This is a genomic window from Streptomyces sp. NPDC053431, from assembly GCF_044544925.1.
In the GTDB taxonomy this organism is placed as follows: Bacteria; Actinomycetota; Actinomycetes; order Streptomycetales; family Streptomycetaceae; genus Streptomyces.
In genome coordinates, this window is sequence record NZ_JBITXX010000016.1 from 13,741 (window position 1) to 29,221 (window position 15,481).

The following is a 15,481-nucleotide window of genomic DNA, read 5'->3' on the forward strand; positions in this document are numbered from 1 at the left end:
CGGCAACGACGCCACTTCGGTGCCGGAACGTGCGTACGGGCTGGCATCCTTGGCGCGTGACACAGCTCCGTACGGTCCAAGTGCTGGGCGGCGGCAGCGCGGGCAGCAGTGCGCACGTCAGGTCGCTCGCCTCGGGGCTGGTGGCAAGGGGCGTGCGGGTGACCGTGTGCGCCCCGCCCGAACTCGACCACGTCTACGACTTCGCGGGTGCCGGCGCGCACGTCGTCCCGGTGCAGCGGTGCGGCGGCCTCGCGAGCGTCGCCGTGCTGCGCAACGCCTGCATCGGCGCGGACGTCGTCCACGCACACGGCCTCGACGCCTCGGTGCGGGCCTCGCTCGCGCTGTCCGGCGGCGCCGGGCCGCGCACCCCGCTCGTCACCACCTGGCACACCCGCAGCCATGTGGCCGGGGCGCGCGCCGGCCTCGTGCGCCTCCTGGAGCGCAGGACCGTGCGGGCGGCCACCGTCGTCCTCGGCACCTCCTCCGAGCTCGTCGACCGGGCCCGGCGACGGGGCGCCCGCGACGCCCGCCTCGCGCCCGTGACCGTGCCCGCCTCGCGGGCCCCGGTCTGCCTCCACGACGGCAAGGCGCGGGCCGAACTCGGCGCCGTGGACCGGCCCTTGCTGATGGCCGTCGGCGCGCTGGAGCCGGGGCGCGGGTACGGGATGCTGCTCGACGCGGCCCGGACGTGGCGGGACCTCGACCCGCAGCCGCTGCTCGTCATCGCGGGGGAGGGGTCCGAACGGCCCGCGCTGCAGCGGCGGATCGAGGCGGAGGGGCTCGGGGTGCGGCTCATCGGACGCCGGGACGACGTGGCGGAGCTGCTTGCCGCGGCGGACGTCGCCGTCCTGCCCTCGCGCTGGGAGGCGCGCTCGCTGCTCGCGCAGGAGGCGCTGCGGCTCGGCGTACCGCTGGTCGCCACGGCGGTGGGGGGTGTGCCGGAGCTGGTGGGCGACGCGGCGGAACTCGTCCCGTACGGCGACGCGGACGCGCTCGCGGCGAGTGTCCGCGGGCTGCTCGAGGACGCGGAGCGGCGGCTTGATCTGGCGGCGGCGGGGCGGGTGCAGGCGGGGACGTGGCCTACGGAGGACGAGACGATCGCCCACGTCCTCACCATCTACGACGAACTGACCGCCCGCTGACCCACGCCCCAGGCGGCGCCCGCCCCCGCCGGCGCGCGCTTCCCGCCCGCATACGGCGCCCGCTCACGCCCGGGCGATCCGCCCCGTACCGGGCGCCCGCCACGCCCGTGCGGGCGTTCCGCCCGTATGCGGCGCCCGCGCACGCCCGGGCGTTCCGTATGCGGCGCCCGCCCACGCCCCGACGTTCCGCCCCGTACGGGGCGTCCACCCACGCCGACCGCCATGTGGCGTTCCGCCCCTCGGGGGGCGCACCCCTCGGCCGCCTCCGTGTGGGCGTTCCGCCCGTGTGGGGCGCTCGCCTCGCCACCCTCCGTGTGGGCAGTCGTCCCGCTGGGGCGGGACGGGTGGGCACACGGGACCGCGCTTGGCGGCGCGTCCGCTCCTTGTACCTACGCCCGCCCCTTACGGCGCCGCGCGGTCTCGGCGGGCGTCAAGGCGGTAGGGGCCTGGGCGCGGCAAGGCGCTGCGTTCCGTTGTGCCCACCCGTTCCGCCCCAGCGGAACGACTGCCCACAACGGGGACGGCGAGCGGCGGGCGCAGCCCACAACGGGGCGGCGGTGGGCGCAGCGCCCAGCGAGGGGCGGGCACAGCCCGCAACGGGGTGGACGGCGGGCGCAGCCCGCAACCGGGGACGGCGAGCACCGGGCGTAGCCCCCCACGGGCGCGGGCGGGCGCAGTCCGCAACCGGGGACGGCGAGCGGCGGGCGTAGCCGCCAAGGGCGCGGGCGGGCGCTGCTCGCAACCGGGGCTCGGGCGGGCGCTGCCCCCAGGCCGGGCGTTACGGGGTGTGGCGGCGGGCTCTGAGGGCGAGGCTGAGGGCCAGGACCGTTTGGGGGTCGTCCAGGTCCGTGCCCAGGAGCTCGGAGATGCGGGCCAGACGGTTGTAGAGGGTCTGGCGGTTGAGGTGGAGCTCCCGGGCCGTCTCCGCCTTGCGGCCCGCGTGGGCCAGGTACGTCTCCAGGGTCGGGAGGAGCGGCGGGCGGGAGGTGCGGTCGTGGTCGCGCAGGGGGCCGATCGCGCGGTCCACGAAGGCCGCCAGGTCCGGATGGTCCCGCAGCCGCCACAACAGCAGGTCCGTGTCGAGGCGCCGGGCGTCGTACCAGGGCCGGTCCGACAGCCCCTGCGCCGCCGTCGCCGTCTCCGCCGCGTGCCGCAGCCCCGCCGAGGCCGCCGCCCAGCCGCCCGCGACACCGACCACGACCACCGGCGGGTGGGCGCCCGGGGGCGCCCCCATCAGGCCGGCCCGCTCGACGCCGGCCCGCAGCGCCGCCGCGACCCGGTCCGCCACGGCCGTGCGTTCCGTCTCCGAGCGCAGGCCGAGGAGCAGCGGGACGCGGCCCTCGACCGGGCGGACGCCGAGGAGCACCGGGACGCCGACGGAGGAGAGTTCCTCGAGGACCGCCCGGGCGAGCAGCGCCCAGTTGCCCGAGGGGGACAGCTCGGGGGCCAGCCGCATCACGACCGGGAGCAGCGGGCCGTCCCCCGGCTTGAAGCCGAGCACCCGGGCCTGGGCCGGCGCGTCCTCGGCCGTGATCCGGCCCTCGGCGAGGTCGGTCAGGAAGTCGCCCCGGCCCCGCGCGGCCAGCTCCTCCTCCTGCCGGGCCTGCATGAGGACGACCGCGAGCAGCCCGGCGGCCCGCTCGGCGGCCATCCGGTGCACCGGCGCCAGCGGGGAGGACACGGCGAGCAGGACGAGGCGCGCCCGCACCGAGGCGGTGCCGGGGCCGCCGCCCGGGACGTCGACGAGCACCGCGCCGGTCGGCGGCCCCGACTCGCGCGCCGCCCGCTGTCCGCGCAGCCCGTCCCACACCTGGAGCGGGTCGGCGGGCTCGGAGTCGGTGCCCGCCGCGTACAGGAGCTGGCCGTCGGCGGTCTCCAGGAAGACCGGGTTCAGCGCGAAGTCGGCGAGGATCCGCAGCACCTGCGGGACCCCGCCGCCGCCCAACAGGGCCTCGGTGCAATGCCGGTGGACCTCCTCGGCCTGCCGTTGCAGCGCGTAGTGCCCGTTGACGATCTCGGTGTGGATCTCCTCCGTCACGGCGACGAAGGGGACCTCGCGGTGCAGCTGGACCAGCGGCAGCCCCGCCGTCCTGGCGGTCTCCACGATCGTCGCCGGCAGCCGCGCGAACCGCGGCCCCAGCTCCACCACGAGCGCCGCGATGCCCCGCTCCGCGAGCCGGCGGACGAACGCCCGCTGCTCGGCGGGCCGGGTGCCGAGCCCGAGCCCGGTGGTGAGCAGCAGTTCGCCGCCCTTGAGCAGCGAGGCGATGTTCGGCACCTCGCCCGCGTGCACCCAGCGCACGGTGCGGTGCAGCCGGTCGGCGCCGGCGACGACCTCCGGGAGCCCGCTGCGCAGACCCGGAAGCTCGAGTGCCCGCTGCACGGTGATCCCGCCCTGACTTTCCATGGACATGAGCGGACGCTACCCGCGTCCGGGTTGCGGGCACATCACCACGGCGTCACCGGATCGGACAGTTCGTACACCAGGGCGACAACTCGTCGCCCCATGGCGCGAATTGTGCGACCGCATGTCGATTGTGGCCTACGTCACGTGCGAGGATGCTCTCGCGCCATGGCAGAGAACCCCACCGCAGCGGGGCACCAGCCCCCCCAGGTCCACCGGCTGAAGGCGAATTCCGTCGGTCTCGTCGGCGTCGTCTTCATGGCGGTCGCCACCGCCGCCCCCATCACCGCGATGACCGGGAACCTTCCCATCGCCGTCGGCTTCGGCAACGGCACGGGAGCGCCCGCCGGCTATCTCTTCGCGACCGTCGTCCTGACCGTGTTCTCGGTCGGCTACGTCGCCATGGCCAAGCGGATCACCGCCGCCGGCGCCTTCTACGGCTACATCTCGCACGGCCTGGGCCGGATCGCCGGCATGGCCTCCGGGATGCTCGCCGTCCTCGCCTACATCGTCTTCGAGGCCTCGATCGTCGGGGTGTTCGCCTACTTCGCCAAGACCACGGTCGCCGACCAGCTCGGCGTGGACCTGCCGTGGATCGGCTACGCGGCGGTGATGCTCGCGGTCACCGCCGTCCTGTCGTACTTCGACATCAACCTCACGGCGAAGGCGCTCGGCGTCATGCTGGTCGCCGAGATCGCGGTGCTCTTCGCCGTCGCCACCGCCGTCCTGATCTCCGGCGGCGGCCCCGACGGCATCCCCGTCGAGCCGGTCAACCCCAAGAACGCCTTCACCGGCGCCTCCGCCGGACTCGGCCTCTTCTTCGCCTTCTGGTCGTGGGTCGGCTTCGAGTCGACCGCGATGTACGGGGAGGAGTCCCGCGACCCCAAGCGGGTCATTCCGCGCGCCACCCTGATCTCCGTCGTCGGCGTCGGCCTCTTCTACATCTACGTGTCCTGGATGACGATCGCCGGCAACGGTCTGTCCGGCGCGGTGAAGCTGTCCTCGTCCGCCAGCCCGCTCGACCTGTTCTTCGCGCCCACCGAGTCCTTCATCGGCGGCTGGGCCGTCGACGCCTTCCAGTGGCTGCTGCTCACCGGCTCCTTCGCCTGCGGCATGGCCTTCCACCAGTGCGCCGCCCGCTACCTGTACGCCATCGGGCGCGAGGGCTTCCTGCACCCGGCGCTCGGCCGTACGCACGCGAAGCACGGCTCGCCGTACATCGCCTCGTTCGTGCAGAGCGTCATCGCCGTCGGCCTCGTCGCGGCCTTCTGGCTCACCGGGCAGGACCCGTACATCCACCTGTACACGCTGCTCGCGATCCTCGGCACGATGGCGATCCTCATCGTGCAGACCCTCTGCTCCTTCGCCGTCATCGGCTACTTCCGCAAGAACCACCCCGAGGACCGGCACTGGTTCAAGACCCTCACCGCCCCGCTCCTCGGCGGCATCGGCATGATCGCCGTCGTCGTGCTGCTGGTCGTCAACATGGAGACCGCGGCCGGACTGGCCGCCGACTCCCTCTTCTTCAAGGCCATCCCGTGGATCGTCGGCCTCGTCTTCTTCGGCGGCCTCGGCCTCGGCTTCTACCTCAAGGCCCGGCGCCCCGAGCGCTACGAGATCATCGGCCGGATCGTCCTGGAGGACGCCGCCGAGCGCGCCGACGACAGCACGGAACCCACCCCCGCGCCCGTACCGCAGAGCTGATCCCTCCGAAGCGATCCCAGGAGCGCCCCATGGCACGCACCAACCCGATGCACCTCCTGAAGCACCTCGCCGCCGAGCACGCCGACGCCCGCCGGCTGAACCTCCCCGTCGACGAACTCCGCGACATGAGGAAGGACGCCCTCGGGCGCCGCACCCTCCTCAAGTACGCCGCCGCCGCGGGAATCGCGGTGTCCGCCGGAACGGCCGTGGCCGCCCCGGCGGTCGCCAAGGCGGTCACGCCCGCCCGGGTGGCGGTCGTCGGCGCCGGCATCTCCGGCCTCACCGCCGCCCTCACGCTCCAGGACGCCGGCCTCAGCCCCGTCCTGTACGAGGCCAATCCCGGCCGGGTCGGCGGGCGCATGTGGACCCAGCGCGAGCACTGGGCCTACGGGCAGACCTCCGAGATCGGCGGCGAACTCATCGACACCAGCCACAAGAAGATCCTGGAGCTCTGCCGCCGCTTCGGCCTCGCCACCGAGGACTTCCTCGGCGGCGGGCCCAACGGCGCCGAGGAGGTCCTCTGGTTCGACGGCGGCTACTACCCGCGCGAACAGGCCGACGAGGACTTCAACGCCGTCTACCAGGCCCTCCACCGCGACCTGCTGGACGCGGGCGAGGTGAAGTGGAACCAGACCACGCCCACCGGCACCGCCCTCGACAACATGTCGCTTCACGAGTGGATAGAGAGCCGGGTCCCCGGCGGACATGGCTCACGGCTGGGCAAGTTCATCGACGTCGCCTACAACGTCGAGTACGGCGCCGACACCACCGCCCAGTCCTCGCTCGCCCTGGTCCTGCTGATGGGCTACCAGACCAATCCCGGCAACTTCAACGTGTGGGGCCTGTCCAACGAGCGCTACCACATCGTCGGCGGCAACGACCGGCTGCCGAACGCGATCGCCGGGGCCCTCAAGCCCGGCACCCTGCGCATGGGCTGGTCGCTCGACGCCGTACGCGCCAACGCCGACGGCACCCAGACGCTCACCTTCACCGAGGCCGGCGCCACCCGCACCGTCACCGCCGACCACACCGTCCTGTGCGTGCCGCTGCCGATCCTCCAGCGGCTCGACCTCTCCCGCGCCGGCTTCGACCCGCTGATGACGAACCTGCTGCGGGACGCCCGGATGGGCTACTGCACCAAGCTCAACATGCAGTTCGGCACCCGCCCGTGGCGGGGCACCGGAGCCTGGCCCGGGGTCTCGGCCGGCGACTGCTTCACCGACAGCGAGGTGCAGCAGACCTGGGACACCACCAAGGTCCAGGGCGGCACCGGCGGCATCCTCCTCCAGTACGGCGGCGGCACCCTGGCCCGGTCCCTGAGCCCCGCGGCGCCGTTCTCCACCGAGTCCGACCCGTACGTACGGAACCTGGTCACCCGTTACCTCGCGGGCATCGACGCCTTCTTCCCGGGGACGTCGAAGGCGTACACGGGTCGCGCCCAGCTGTCCGCCTGGCACCTCAACCCGTACTCCCTGGGCGCCTACTCCTGTTGGCCGGTCGGCTATCTGCACCGCTACGCCGGCTACGAGGGCACCGCCCAGGGCAACGTCCACATCGGCGGCGAGCACTGCTCGTACGACTTCCAGGGCTTCATGGAGGGCGGCGCCACCGAGGGCGAGCGGGCCGCGAAGGAGGTGATCGCCGCCCTCCGTTAGGGCGTGTCCACCGGCTCAGGGCGAGTCCGGGACGATGTTGTGGTTGAAGCGGAAGACGTTGTCGGGGTCGTAGACGGCCTTGACGGCGGCGAGCCGACGGTAGTTCTCCTCGCCGAAGGAGGAGACGACCCGCTGGTCGCCCTCGGCGCCGACGAAGTTCAGATACGTCGCGTCGAGCGCCCACGGCTCCACATCGGTCCGCACGTCCCGGACCCACTGCCGGGCCGGGTCGTCGAGCGCCGGGTCCTCCCAGGTCGCGAAGGGGTGCACCGCCCACGGGGCGGTCCGCCACGGCTGCGGGTAGGTGGAGGGCCCGGCCGCCACCGCCCCACCCATGAGGAACAGCACCTGCTGGATGGCGGCGGGCATCGGCATCCGCGCGCCCCGCTCGCAGAACCGGTCCACGGCCTCGTCCGGGAAGGCCGTCAGGTACTCGGCCGACCAGTAGTTCCGCAGCCCCGGCGGGTCGTCCATCATGGACTGCAGGTCCGCGTACGGGATGTCCGTGACGATCTCGATCACGGGCTTCAGGGCGAACAGCGGGGCCGCCATCTCCCGCAGGTCCTCGACCGGACCGGCGTACGTGAAGAGCGAGCCGCACAGCAGCTTGCCGACCAGGTCCTCGGGGACGAACGGCTCCGGCGGCGCGGGCAGGTAGATGGCGCCGCCGCCCACCTCGTCCGGGGCGTCCGCGGCGATGTCCCGGAACGTGCGCACGATCTCCGGCGCGTTGTCCGGCAGGAAGAACAGCATCGCCATGCTCACCCGCGGCAGGGCGTGCAGCCGCAGCGTCAGCGAGGTCGCCACCCCGAAGTTGCCGCCGCCGCCGTGCAGCGCCCAGAACAGCTCGGGATTCTCCTCCGCGTCCGTGTGGACGTGCTTGCCCTCGGCCGTGATCAGTTCGGCGGCCAGCAGATTGTCGCTGGCGAGACCGAACTTGCGCTCCAGCCAGCCCGATCCGCCGCCCAGGGTGAAGCCGCCCACCCCGGTGGTGGACACCCGCCCGCCCGTCGTCGCCACGTGGAACGGCTGGCAGGCGCGGTCCAGGTGCCCCATCGTCGCCCCGCCCTCGACGCGCACGGTCATGTTCTCCGGATCGACGACGACCCCGTGCATCCGGCGCAGGTCGACGACCAGGCCTCCGTCGACCACACAGGTCCCGGCGACGCTGTGGCCGCCGCCGCGCACCGCGATCGGCAGCCCCGCCTCCCGGCCGAAGAGCATCGCGTTGGACACGTCCGCCTGGCTCGCGCACTGGGCGATCACCGCGGGACGCCGGTCGATCATGCCGTTGTGGATCGCCCGGGCCTCGTCGTACCCCGGATCGCCCGGCAGGTACACCTCTCCGGCCAGGTCCTCGCGGAGCCCGGTCAGCGCTCTGTCCGGAAGGGTGGTCTGGGGAGCCATGGCACGCCCCCCTTTCGTCGTTCCGGCGCACGCGCCGGAGGGGGGACAGGACTCCTTCATCGTAGGTCCGGGCCCCGTCCCCCGCGTGTCGGCGGATCAGCCGCCGTACGCCCCGCTCGCGGTCAGCCGCAGGGCCGTGTCGATCAGCGGAACATGGCTGAAGGCCTGCGGGAAGTTGCCCACCTGCCGCTGCAGCCGCGGGTCCCACTCCTCGGCGAGCAGCCCCAGGTCGTTGCGGAGCGACAGCAGCTTCTCGAACAGCTTCCGCGCCTCGTCGACGCGGCCGATCATCGCCAGGTCGTCGGCGAGCCAGAACGAGCAGGCCAGGAACGCGCCCTCGTCGCCCTCCAGGCCGTCCACGCCGGCCTCCTCGCCGGCGGTCGGGTAGCGCAGCACGAAGCCGTCCTCCGTGGACAGCTCCCGCTGGATCGCCTCGATCGTGCCGATCACCCGCTTGTCGTCCGGCGGCAGGAAGCCCATCTGCGGGATCAGCAGCAGCGAGGCGTCCAGCTCCTGCGAGCCGTACGACTGCGTGAAGGTGTTGCGCTCCTTGTCGTAGCCCTTCTCGCAGACGTCCCGGTGGATGTCGTCGCGCAGCTCGCGCCAGCGCTCCAGGGGGCCGTCGGCGTCGCCGGACTCGATCAGCTTGATGGTGCGGTCCACCGCCACCCAGGCCATCACCTTGGAGTGGGTGAAGTGCCGCCGGGGGCCGCGCACCTCCCAGATGCCCTCGTCGGGCTGGTTCCAGTTGGTCTCCAGGTAGTTGATCAGCTTGATCTGGAGCAGCGAGGCGTAGTCGTTGCGGGACAGGCCCGTCATGTGGGCCAGGTGCAGGGCCTCGGTGACCTCGCCGTAGACGTCGAGCTGGAGCTGGTTGGCGGCGCCGTTGCCGACCCGGACCGGGCCGGAGTTCTCGTAGCCGGGCAGCCAGTCCAGCTCCGCCTCGCCGAGCTCCCGCTCACCGGCGATGCCGTACATGATCTGCAGGTTCTCCGGGTCGCCGGCGACGGCGCGCAGCAGCCAGTCCCGCCAGGCGCGGGCTTCCTCGCGGTAACCGGTGCGCAGCATCGAGGAGAGGGTGATCGCCGCGTCCCGCAGCCAGGTGTAGCGGTAGTCCCAGTTGCGCACGCCGCCGATCTCCTCCGGCAGCGAGGTGGTCGGCGCGGCGACGATGCCGCCGGTCGGCGCGTACGTGAGCGCCTTCAGGGTGATCAGGGAGCGGACCACCGCCTCCCGGTAGGGGCCGTGGTACGTGCAGTGCTCGACCCACTCGCGCCAGAAGTCGGCGGTCGCCTCCAGCGAGCCCTCCGGGTCCGGCAGCGGCGGCGGCTCCCGGTGCGAGGGCTGCCAGGAAAGCGTGAAGGTGATCTTGTCCCCGGGCGTGACGGTGAACTCGGAGTACGTGGTGAGGTCCTTGCCGTGGGTCTCGGCGTCGGTGTCCAGCCACACGGAGTCGGGCCCGGCGACGGCCACCGTGCGCTCGCCGACCTTGTGCACCCAGGGCACCACCCGGCCGTAGCTGAAACGCATCCGCAGGCTGGAGCGCATCGGCACCCGGCCGCTCACGCCCTCGACGATCCGGATCAGCTGCGGGGCACCGTCACGGGGCGGCATGAAATCGGTCACCCGGACCGTGCCGCGCGGGGTGTCCCACTCGGATTCGAGGATCAGTGAGTCGCCACGGTAGCGGCGCCGGTCGGCGGGGGCCGCCGGCGCGCCCTCGGGCCCGGCGGGGCCGACCCGCCAGAATCCGTGTTCCTCGGTGCCGAGGAGTCCCGCGAAGACGGCGTGCGAATCGAAGCGGGGCAGGCAGAGCCAGTCGACACTGCCGTCCCGGCAGACCAGGGCGGCGGTCTGCATGTCTCCGATGAGTGCGTAATCCTCGATGCGCCCGGCCACGTGCTTCACTCCAGTCGAACGGCCACGTCCGCCCCGCGTGGGGCGGCTCCTACAGGTCAGCGGTCAAGGGATCGTTGACGAGCTTCTTGGTACCGGATGACGGGCGGGGGTGTTGCCGTGCCGGTCCGGCTCGGCAGCGCGTGTCCGAGCAGGATACGTCGCACCCTAGTGACCGGTGGAGCCGATCTTGTAACGCTGCTGGTCCGATCGGGTGAACAGGTCTTGACCTCGGCCGGTGCCCCGCCCGTACCCCGCCCATGGTGCCGGAAGCGTCCGCTCCGGTCACGGCGTGTCGCGCACGGTGTGCACCCGACTGCCCCGTGTGGCCGGAAGCGGTCTCCCGATCTCGCTGATACCCTGGTACCCCGTGGACCGGTGGGAAACGGCGACAGCCGAGAACCCCGAAACCGCAGCGACGGCATCCCCCGATTCTTCCGGAGGGCACGCCGGAACGCACCTCCAGAACGCGACCACGGGAGCCCCCTCTTGGCGATGCCGCCCAACACCACGACGACCAAGCACATCTTCGTCACCGGGGGTGTCGCCTCCTCCCTCGGCAAGGGCCTGACCGCCTCCAGCCTGGGTGCGCTCCTGAAGGCGCGGGGCCTGCGGGTCACGATGCAGAAGCTCGACCCGTACCTGAACGTCGACCCCGGCACCATGAACCCGTTCCAGCACGGCGAGGTGTTCGTCACCAACGACGGCGCCGAGACCGACCTGGACATCGGCCACTACGAGCGCTTCCTGGACGTCGACCTCGACGGCTCGGCCAACGTCACCACCGGCCAGGTCTACTCCCAGGTCATCGCCAAGGAGCGGCGCGGCGAGTACCTCGGTGACACCGTGCAGGTCATCCCGCACATCACCAACGAGATCAAGTCCCGCATCCGCCGCATGGCCACCGACGACGTCGACGTCGTCATCACCGAGGTCGGCGGCACCGTCGGCGACATCGAGTCGCTGCCGTTCCTGGAGACCGTCCGGCAGGTCCGCCACGAGGTCGGCCGCGACAACGTCTTCGTCGTGCACATCTCGCTGCTGCCCTACATCGGCCCCTCCGGCGAGCTGAAGACCAAGCCGACCCAGCACTCGGTCGCGGCCCTGCGCAACATCGGCATCCAGCCCGACGCGATCGTGCTGCGCGCCGACCGCGAGGTCCCGACCGCCATCAAGCGCAAGATCTCGCTGATGTGCGACGTCGACGAGGCCGCGGTCGTCGCCGCCATCGACGCCAAGTCGATCTACGACATCCCGAAGGTCCTGCACTCCGAGGGCCTGGACGCCTACGTGGTCCGCAAGCTGGACCTGCCGTTCCGGGACGTGGACTGGACCGTCTGGGAGGACCTCCTGGACCGCGTCCACAACCCGGAGCACGAGGTCACCGTCGCGCTCGTCGGCAAGTACATCGACCTGCCCGACGCCTACCTCTCGGTCACCGAGGCCATGCGGGCCGGCGGCTTCGCCAACCGTGCCCGGGTCAAGGTCAAGTGGGTCACCTCCGACGACTGCCGGACCCAGGCCGACGCCGAGAAGCAGCTCGGCGACTGCGACGCCATCCTCATCCCCGGCGGCTTCGGCGACCGCGGTGTCTCCGGCAAGGTCGGCGCGATCCAGTACGCCCGCGAGAACAAGGTGCCGCTGCTCGGCATCTGCCTCGGCCTGCAGTGCATCGTCATCGAGGCCGCCCGGAATCTGGCCGACATCCCCGAGGCCAACTCCACCGAGTTCGACCCCGCCACCGCGCACCCCGTCGTCTCGACGATGGAGGAGCAGCTGGCCTACGTCGAGGGCGCCGGCGACCTGGGCGGAACGATGCGCCTCGGCCTCTACCCGGCGAAGCTCGCCGAGGGCTCGGTCGTGCGCGAGGTCTACGCCGACGAGCCGTACGTCGAGGAGCGCCACCGTCACCGCTACGAGGTGAACAACGCGTACCGCGCGGAGCTGGAGAAGAAGGCCGGCCTGGTCTTCTCCGGCACCTCCCCGGACAACAAGCTCGTCGAGTTCGTCGAGTACCCGCGTGAGGTCCACCCCTACCTGGTCGCCACGCAGGCGCACCCGGAGCTCAAGTCCCGCCCGACCCGCCCGCACCCGCTCTTCGCGGGCCTGGTCAAGGCGGCCGTCGAGCGCAAGACCGGCAAGACGGCCAAGTAGCCGCCGGCGTTAACGTTGCCGGGGTACGGGTTCCCTTCCGGGGAACGCGTACCCCGGCTTTCGTGTGCGGTCATCGTGGAAGGACAGCTGAATGCAGGTGCAGGACACCCCGGAGGAGTGGCGGGTCGTCGCCACCACCACCCCCTTCAAGGGCAACAAGACGAGTGTCCGCACGGACGACGTGGAGATGCCGGACGGCTCGGTCGTCCGCCGCGACTACCAGGTCCACCCCGGCTCGGTCGCCGTCGTCGCCCTCGACGAGCAGGACCGGGTCGTGCTGCTCAAGCAGTACCGGCACCCGGTGCGGCAGAAGCTGTGGGAGATCCCGGCCGGACTGCTCGACGTCCCCGGCGAGAACCCGCTGCGCGCCGCCCAGCGCGAGCTGTACGAGGAGGCGCACGTCAAGGCCGAGGACTGGCGGGTGCTCACCGACGTCTACACCACCCCCGGCGGCTGCGACGAGGCGGTACGGATCTTCCTGGCCCGCGACCTGTCCGAGGCGGAGGGCGAGCGGTATGAGGTCGCCGAGGAGGAGGCCGACATGGAGCTGGCCCGGGTGCCGCTGGACGAGCTCGTCCGGGGCGTGCTCGCCGGCGAGCTGCACAACACCTGCCTGGTCGTCGGCGTGCTCTCGCTGACGGCCGCCCGCGCGGGCGACGGCCTGGACGCCCTGCGCCCGGCCGAGGCACCGTGGCCGGCCCGGCCCTTCGAGGCGTAGCCGGCGTCGCGCCGGTCATGCCGGGCTCGCGGGTGATCCGGCCCGATCGGCAGGAGACGCGCCCCGGGCACCGGCGCCCGGGCGGGGAGATCCGCGCCGGTCAGACAATCCCGTGATCCGATCGGGGGATTTGTCCGCCGCGCTCCGCCGGGTCCCCGGGGCCCGCTGAACTACGCTCGTGATCGCCCGTGCGGAGCCCCCCGCGGGATGGTCGTGCGCAGGTGGACGGGAGCGTGGCCCGTGACGGATCAGGCGGTGGCATCGGTCGGCGCCTCGCAGTTCTACGGCCGCCAGCGGGAGCTGAAGGCGCTCCGCGCGGACATCGAACGCACCGGGCTCGACACCCTGACCGGCCGCAAGGCGCCCCGCGCCCGGGTCCTGCTCGTCGCCGGCAAGCCCGGCTCCGGCCGGACGGCGCTCGCCGAGGAGCTGGTCGCCTCGCTCGCCGACCGTTACTCCGGCGGGGTGTTCCGCGCCCGGCTGGCCGAGCCCGGCGGCGAACCCGTCCCCACCGCCCGGGCCGCCCAGGACCTGCTCGCCGCGCTCGGCGTCGAGGAGCCGCCCGGCGCCGCCGAGGAGGAGCTCACCGCCCTGGTCCGGGAGGCCTTCGCGGAGCGCAGGGCGCTGCTGCTCCTCGACGACGCCGTCGACGCCGCGCAGGTCGAACCGCTGCTCCCGGACAACCCCGACGCCCTGGTCGTGGGCGTGGCCCGCGGTCCGCTCACCGGCATTCCGGACGTCCGGCCCTGCACCGTCGGCGGCCTCGACCCCAAGTCGGCCATCGAACTGCTCACCTCCTTCACCGGCTCCGTCCGCGTCACGGTCGACCCGCAGGCCGCCGAGAGCCTGGCCGAGGAGTGCGGCGGACTGCCCGGCGCGCTCGTGCTGGCTGGCGGCTGGCTCGCCGCCCGCCCCAAGGCCTCCGTCGCCGACCTCAGCAAGCGGCTGCGCGGTCTGACCGGCGACCCGCTCACCCGCGCCTTCACCCTCGTCCACGCCTCGCTGCCGCAGCCGGCCGCCCGGATACTGCGTCACCTCTGCCTGGCGCCGCTCGGCCGGGCCGACGCCCACACCGCCTCCGCGCTGGCCGGCTGCTCGGTCTCGGCCGCCGCGACCACCCTCGCCGACTTCGCCGCGCTCCGCCTCGTCCGGGAGATCCCCGACGGGGACGGGCAGTACGAGCTGCCCGGACATCTCGTCCCGCTGCTGCGGGCCGAGCTGGAGGAGCACGACCGTGCGCCCGAGGTGCAGCTCGCCCGGGCACGGATGCTGGAGCGGACCGTCCGCCTCCTGCAGTCCAGCCGCGCCGTCACCGAACCCGAGGGCTCCCCGGCCCGCCGCAAGCTGGCCGGGCTGCCCCGCGCCCTGCGGTTCCCGAACGCCGCCACCGCCGCCGCCTGGCTGGCCAGCCGCCGGCCCGTACTGCTCGCCGCGGCCCGGCTCGCGGTCGCCGACGGCGAGCTCGACACCCTGGCCCGCCGGCTGATCGCGGCCCTCGTCCGGGCGCTCGCCGCGCACCGGGGCGCCGAGGCGGCCGCTACCGACCTCTACGGGCTGCACCGTCTCGTCCTGGACGTCGCCGAGCGGCGCGGGCTGCACCGGGAACGGGCCGCGGCCCTGCTGAACCTGGCCGACCTGGACGCCCGGACCGGCCGCTCCCAGGACGCTCTGCTGCGATATCGGTCGGCATTGGAGGCCGGAAGGGCAGCAAATGATCCGTACGCGACGGGTCGGGCGATGGAATCCGTAGGTGGCACCTACCAGGAGCTGGGGGACTGGCAGCGAGCCGGCGACTGGTACGGGCGGGCCCTCGCGCAGCGCCTCGCCCGCGACGAGCGTGCCGACCAGGCCCGGCTCTACGGCCGGCTCGGCGCGGTGCACACCTATGCCGGGCGCTACGGGGAGGCCCTGCGGAACTGGCGCGCGGCCGCCGCGGGCTACCGGCGACTGGCCGATCTCCCGGGATACGCACGGGCGTTGAGCGAGGCGGCCCGGGTCCAGGAGTACGCCGGTCGGCCCGAGGAGGCCTTCCGGACCTGCGAGGAGGCGGTCGAGTGGGCGCGCCGCGCGGGAGACGTACGGCTGCAGGCGGCGCTGCAGCTCAGGCTGGCCGACACGCTCGACCGGCTCGGCGACCCGGCGGCCGCGCGGCTGCACCGCTCCGCCGCGGAAAGACTGCTGGGAACCGACCCCTCCGCCTACGAAATCCGCAGTGCATCTGCTGAGGATTAATACTTTGAAAGGCTAGACAGGGGGAACTCCTTCATTAGACTGGGTGCACCGCGTTCGATCGCGGTCTGCCCAGATGCGCCGCAGTGCATCCGGGTATGTATGGCTATGTCAGCTTCTCCGCCGGCGCAGCCACACGTGCGGCACCCCCGCAAGTACCCCCGTTATCCCC

Annotated in this window: 9 protein-coding genes; 6 read left to right on the forward strand and 3 right to left on the reverse strand. The window is 72.9% G+C overall.

Going from position 1 to position 15,481, the window contains the following annotated elements:
• Window positions 1-56: 56 nt before the first annotated feature.
• A complete protein-coding gene (locus ACIGXE_RS29450) occupies window positions 57-1,142 on the forward strand; it encodes a glycosyltransferase family 4 protein (protein ID WP_399751931.1) in 1,086 nt (361 codons plus the stop codon).
• A gap of 778 nt (window positions 1,143-1,920) precedes the next feature.
• On the opposite strand, the gene ACIGXE_RS29455 is transcribed toward ACIGXE_RS29450, so the two are convergent.
• Entirely contained in the window at window positions 1,921-3,549 is a 1,629-nt protein-coding gene (locus tag ACIGXE_RS29455; RefSeq protein WP_399752199.1) for a PucR family transcriptional regulator, read from the reverse strand.
• Window positions 3,550-3,714: 165 nt separating this feature from the next.
• Here ACIGXE_RS29455 and ACIGXE_RS29460 point away from each other — a divergent pair, with 165 nt between their 5' ends.
• Window positions 3,715-5,250 carry an APC family permease gene (locus ACIGXE_RS29460; RefSeq protein ID WP_399751932.1) on the forward strand — a complete coding sequence of 512 codons (1,536 nt, stop codon included), beginning with the start codon at window positions 3,715-3,717 and terminating at the stop codon, window positions 5,248-5,250.
• Between the two features lie 29 nt (window positions 5,251-5,279).
• A complete protein-coding gene (locus tag ACIGXE_RS29465; protein ID WP_399751933.1) occupies window positions 5,280-6,905 on the forward strand; it encodes a flavin monoamine oxidase family protein in 1,626 nt (541 codons plus the stop codon).
• A 15-nt stretch (window positions 6,906-6,920) separates the two neighbouring features.
• Here ACIGXE_RS29465 and ACIGXE_RS29470 read toward each other — a convergent pair whose 3' ends face one another.
• Both ACIGXE_RS29470 and ACIGXE_RS29475 read right to left on the reverse strand, forming a co-directional pair.
• The gene (locus tag ACIGXE_RS29470; protein WP_399751934.1) at window positions 6,921-8,312 is read right to left on the reverse strand and encodes an FAD-binding oxidoreductase; all 1,392 of its coding nucleotides are present in this window, start codon (window positions 8,310-8,312) and stop codon (window positions 6,921-6,923) included.
• Window positions 8,313-8,408: 96 nt separating this feature from the next.
• Window positions 8,409-10,211: a glycoside hydrolase family 15 protein gene (locus ACIGXE_RS29475; RefSeq protein ID WP_399751935.1), complete on the reverse strand. Its 1,803-nt coding sequence runs from the start codon at window positions 10,209-10,211 to the stop codon at window positions 8,409-8,411.
• A gap of 492 nt (window positions 10,212-10,703) precedes the next feature.
• On the opposite strand from ACIGXE_RS29475, the gene ACIGXE_RS29480 reads away from it, so the two are divergent.
• From ACIGXE_RS29480 to ACIGXE_RS29490, 3 genes are all read left to right on the forward strand, one after another.
• Window positions 10,704-12,362: a CTP synthase gene (locus ACIGXE_RS29480; RefSeq protein WP_399751936.1), complete on the forward strand. Its 1,659-nt coding sequence runs from the start codon at window positions 10,704-10,706 to the stop codon at window positions 12,360-12,362.
• Window positions 12,363-12,453: 91 nt separating this feature from the next.
• Complete coding sequence (locus tag ACIGXE_RS29485; protein WP_399751937.1) at window positions 12,454-13,080, forward strand: NUDIX domain-containing protein; 627 nt, start codon at window positions 12,454-12,456, stop codon at window positions 13,078-13,080.
• Between the two features lie 240 nt (window positions 13,081-13,320).
• A complete protein-coding gene (locus tag ACIGXE_RS29490) occupies window positions 13,321-15,312 on the forward strand; it encodes a tetratricopeptide repeat protein (RefSeq protein ID WP_399751939.1) in 1,992 nt (663 codons plus the stop codon).
• Window positions 15,313-15,481 lie beyond the last annotated feature (169 nt).